The sequence below is a fragment of the Acidibrevibacterium sp. genome (assembly GCF_049965395.1).
In the GTDB taxonomy this organism is placed as follows: Bacteria; Pseudomonadota; Alphaproteobacteria; order Acetobacterales; family Acetobacteraceae; genus Acidibrevibacterium; species Acidibrevibacterium fodinaquatile.
Genome location: NZ_JBMFWJ010000094.1, coordinates 1 through 3632, shown reverse-complemented (window position 1 = coordinate 3632; position 3632 = coordinate 1). Strand labels below are relative to the sequence as shown.

General features: G+C 58.7%; 4 protein-coding genes. All 4 read left to right on the top strand.

Annotated features, from left to right (window positions below):
• On the top strand, nt 1–589 hold a 589-nt coding region (locus tag ACP5M5_RS14495), incomplete at its 5' end, for an oligopeptide/dipeptide ABC transporter ATP-binding protein (RefSeq protein WP_427938531.1).
• A 5-nt stretch (nt 590–594) separates the two neighbouring features.
• On the top strand, nt 595–2124 hold the full coding sequence (locus ACP5M5_RS14490) for an ABC transporter substrate-binding protein (RefSeq protein ID WP_427938529.1): 1530 nt from the start codon (nt 595–597) through the stop codon (nt 2122–2124).
• 5 nt (nt 2125–2129) lie between these two features.
• Nucleotides 2130–3092 (top strand): ABC transporter permease, encoded by a 963-nt coding sequence (locus ACP5M5_RS14485; RefSeq protein WP_427938527.1) that lies wholly within the window; start codon nt 2130–2132, stop codon nt 3090–3092.
• The coding region (locus tag ACP5M5_RS14480) for an ABC transporter permease (RefSeq protein ID WP_427938525.1) at nt 3089–3632 on the top strand (544 nt) is incomplete at its 3' end. The genes ACP5M5_RS14485 and ACP5M5_RS14480, both read left to right, overlap by 4 nt.

Below are 3632 nucleotides of genomic sequence, written 5' to 3'. Positions count from 1 at the left end.
GCTAGATGCGGTCGAGTTGCCGGCCTCGTTGCTGAACTCGCATCCGCACGAACTCTCGGGCGGGCAGAAGCAGCGGGTAAATATCGCGCGCGCGTTGGCGCTTTCGCCGGCTTTACTAGTGTGCGATGAAATCGTCTCCGCGCTTGATCCTTCAGTACAGGCTGGTATTCTCAATCTGCTCGTCGATCTGCAACGTCAGTTTGATCTGAGCTTGATCTTCATCTCGCATGATCTCAGTGTTGTGGGTCATATTAGCGACCGCATAGCAGTCATGTATCTCGGCCGACTGATGGAACTCGGCCCGGCCGAGGTGTTAATGGCTGCTCCGTTACACCCTTATACCGCCGCTCTTCTTGCTGCCGAGCCACGTTTTGCAACATCCGCGCGATCAAGGCGGCGGGCGCTCGCGGGCGAGATGCCGAGCCCCATCGCGCCGCCTTCGGGCTGTCGCTTTCGCACCCGCTGTCGCGAGGCGGATGCCGGCTGCGCGGCTGCGCCACCGGAATGGCGCGAGTTTGAACCTGGGCATTTTGTAGCGTGCCATTACGCCAAACCGCGGTCGCTTTTGGCAGAAACAAAGGAAGGATGACTACGATGTCGGTCGGACGGAGAATTTTGTTGGGTGGGGTTGCGGCGGCATTCGCTGCGGCGCACTTGCGGCGCGCTGCAGCGGAGGCACCGAAGCCAGGCGGTGTGCTTCGGGTTTCGGCCTACGGCGACATCACGTCGTTCGATCCGGCGACCGGACGCTCAGGCGAGGATCACGTGCAGCTCTATCCGCTCTATGACACGCTGATCGATTATGATTTCTCTACCCTAACCGCGCGCCCCCGTCTTGCAACCTCATGGAATTTTATTGATTCTAAAACGCTCGTTCTTGATCTTCGCCCCGCTGTGCTGTTCCATGACGGCACGGCATGCGATGCGGCGGCTGTCAAATACAATCTCGATCGCGTGCGTAGCTATCCGCGTTCGAATATCAAAGCCGATGTCGATGCCATTGATGCCGTTGAAACACGCGGCACGCAGCAGGTCGTGCTGCACCTCAAGCGGCCGGATACCGCCTTGCCGCTTGTACTCTCAGATCGTGCCGGAATGATGGTATCACCTACTGCGTTCGAAAAGTACGGTGAAGCCTTCGATCGCAATCCAGTCGGGGCCGGAGCGATGCGCTTCGTTGAATGGCGTGACAAGGATCGCACGGTTTATGCCCGCAACGACAAATACTGGCAACCGGGCCGCCCTTATCTTGACGGTATCCGCTTTGCCTTGATCTCGGATTTGCAGACTGGGCTTCGTTCGGTAATGACCGGCGAGAATGATTTCATCTATGCTTTGACACCGCAGCAAATGATGCTCGCGCGCCGCGGTCGCGATCTCGTCACCTCAGCCTCCCCAACCTTGTTCTGCCAATTGTTGTTTTTCAACTATGGCCGCGGGCCAATGGCTGACACGCGGGTTCGTGAAGCGATCAATTATGCGATTGACCGAAAAGCATTTGACCAAGCTTCCGCGCTCGATCTCTATCAGATCGCCGATATGCTTTTGCCTAAGGAACACTGGGCATACGATGCAGCGCTCACGGGGCGCTATCCGCATGATCCGGACCGCGCCCGTGCGCTGCTCGCCGAGGCCGGGTATCACGACGGTATTACTCTTGATCTCATGGCATACAACGACCAGGCCTCGCAGCAGCGAGCCGAGATTTTGATCGAGCAGATGAAGGCGGGCGGCATTACTTTGCGTATGAAAAGTGGCGCCCTTCCAGAGATCACAGGCCAGTTTTTCTCCGGAAAAATCGGCGATATGCTGCTTGCGGCCTGGACTGGCCGACCCGATCCCTCGCTCAGCTACGCTCTTATGTTTGGCAAAAATGGCTATTTCAACCCCGGCGGCGCCGAGACGCCGGGGCTTGAGGACGCGCTTGCAGCCACTCGTGTAAGCGAGGCGCTCAATGTCCGCAAAGCAGCCTTCGCGACGGTGCAGAAGATTGTTATCGATGAAGCGCTTTGCGCGCCGCTTCTGTTCCAATCGCAACTTGTGGCGCACAGCGCGAGGGTGAACGGCTGGCAGCCGACATTGCTTGGCAAGCCGCGATTTGATGATGTTTTCCTGAGCGGCTGAGCGTGATGGCGAGCGCGTGGCGTGAATTCGCTCAACGGGTCGCGACGATGCTACCTGCGGCCCTATTGGCAACGCTTTTGGTATTTGCTTTGTTACATCTCGTGCCCGGCGATCCAGCAGTGACACTGGCCGGAGAAAACGCTTCGGCTGCGCGTATCACTGAGATCCGTCATTTGACCGGCCTCGATCGTCCGCTCGTGGTGCAGTATCTCGTCTGGCTGAATGGCGTGTTGCATGGAGATCTTTCGCACTCGCTACTGTCTGGCATGCCGGTTGCGCAGGCGATCGCGGAAAAGCTACCGCTCAGCCTATTTATTGTAGTTTTGGCAATAGGTTTCGCGCTGGTTCTCGGTATCCCCTTCGGCATTTTCGCCGCGACACATGCCGGCTCGATCATGGATGGTGCGGTTTCGGCGCTTGCCGCCCTCGGTGTGGCACTGCCAAACTTCTGGCTGGCGATGATATTGGTTGCATTGTTTGCGATCGATCTGCATTGGCTGCCGGCGACCGGCGCAGTGCCGTTGCGTGACAATCCCTCGCAAGCGTTACGTCATGCCACACTGCCGGCATTGGCATTAGCCGCTGGCGGCATGGCAGAGGTCGCGCGCCAGGTACGCGGTGCGCTAACTTTCGTGCTGCGCGCGCCGTTCGTGCGCACTTTGCGCGCCAAGGGACTGCCGGCAGCGACGATCGTTTGGCGGCACGGGATGAGAAATATTGCAGCACTCTTGCTAACCCTCGTCGCTTTGCTGTTCAACCGCATGCTCGGTGCGACTGTCGTGATCGAAACGGTGTTTGCCATTCCAGGGATTGGCAGCACGATGGTCGAAGCTGCGGTCGGCAAGGATTTCCCAATGGTCCAAGGCGTTGTGCTGGTGATGGCGCTATTGGTGATCGTAAGCAACTTACTCGTTGATCTTGTCATCGGTTGGATCGATCCACGTGGACGGCGGTCGGTTGGACCATGATACGTGGCCTTTCCCAGCGAATGCGGCGTCAACCCATAGCGGCTTTGGCTATCCTGTGGCTGACGGGCTTGGTGGTGCTTGGCTTCCTCGCGCCTTGGCTCGCCCCCGCTTCGCCGACGGCGCAAATTCCCTCCGAGATATTGCTTCCGCCGAATGCGCAACATTGGCTTGGTACTGACGACCTGGGCCGCGACGTACTTAGTCGCTTGATTTATGGCAGCCCGGTCGCACTCACGGCAAGTCTTCTTGCCGTTTCGGTCGCAGCATTGATCGGCGTGCCGTTGGGATTGCTGGCTGGATTTGCCGGCGGCTGGATCGACATGCTGATTGGCCGTATTGTTGATGCCATACTCTCGTTTCCGGCAATCATATTAGCGGTTGGGATCACCGGGGCGCTGGGTGCTGGCTTGATCGATGGTATGATCGCGGTTGGTGTGGTCTTTGCCCCGGTGCTGGCCCGCCTCGCGCGCGCAGAGACGAGGCTGGTGCGCGCAGAACCCTATGTCGAGGCAGCGCGCGGGTTTGGCGCCAGCACATTCT

What these genes read in the sequence shown, in the direction of transcription:
- ACP5M5_RS14485 (WP_427938527.1), top strand. Translation starts at nt 2,130, where the DNA reads ATGGCGAGCGCGTGGCGTGAATTCGCTCAACGGGTCGCGACGATGCTA.
- ACP5M5_RS14490 (WP_427938529.1), top strand. Translation starts at nt 595, where the DNA reads ATGTCGGTCGGACGGAGAATTTTGTTGGGTGGGGTTGCGGCGGCATTC.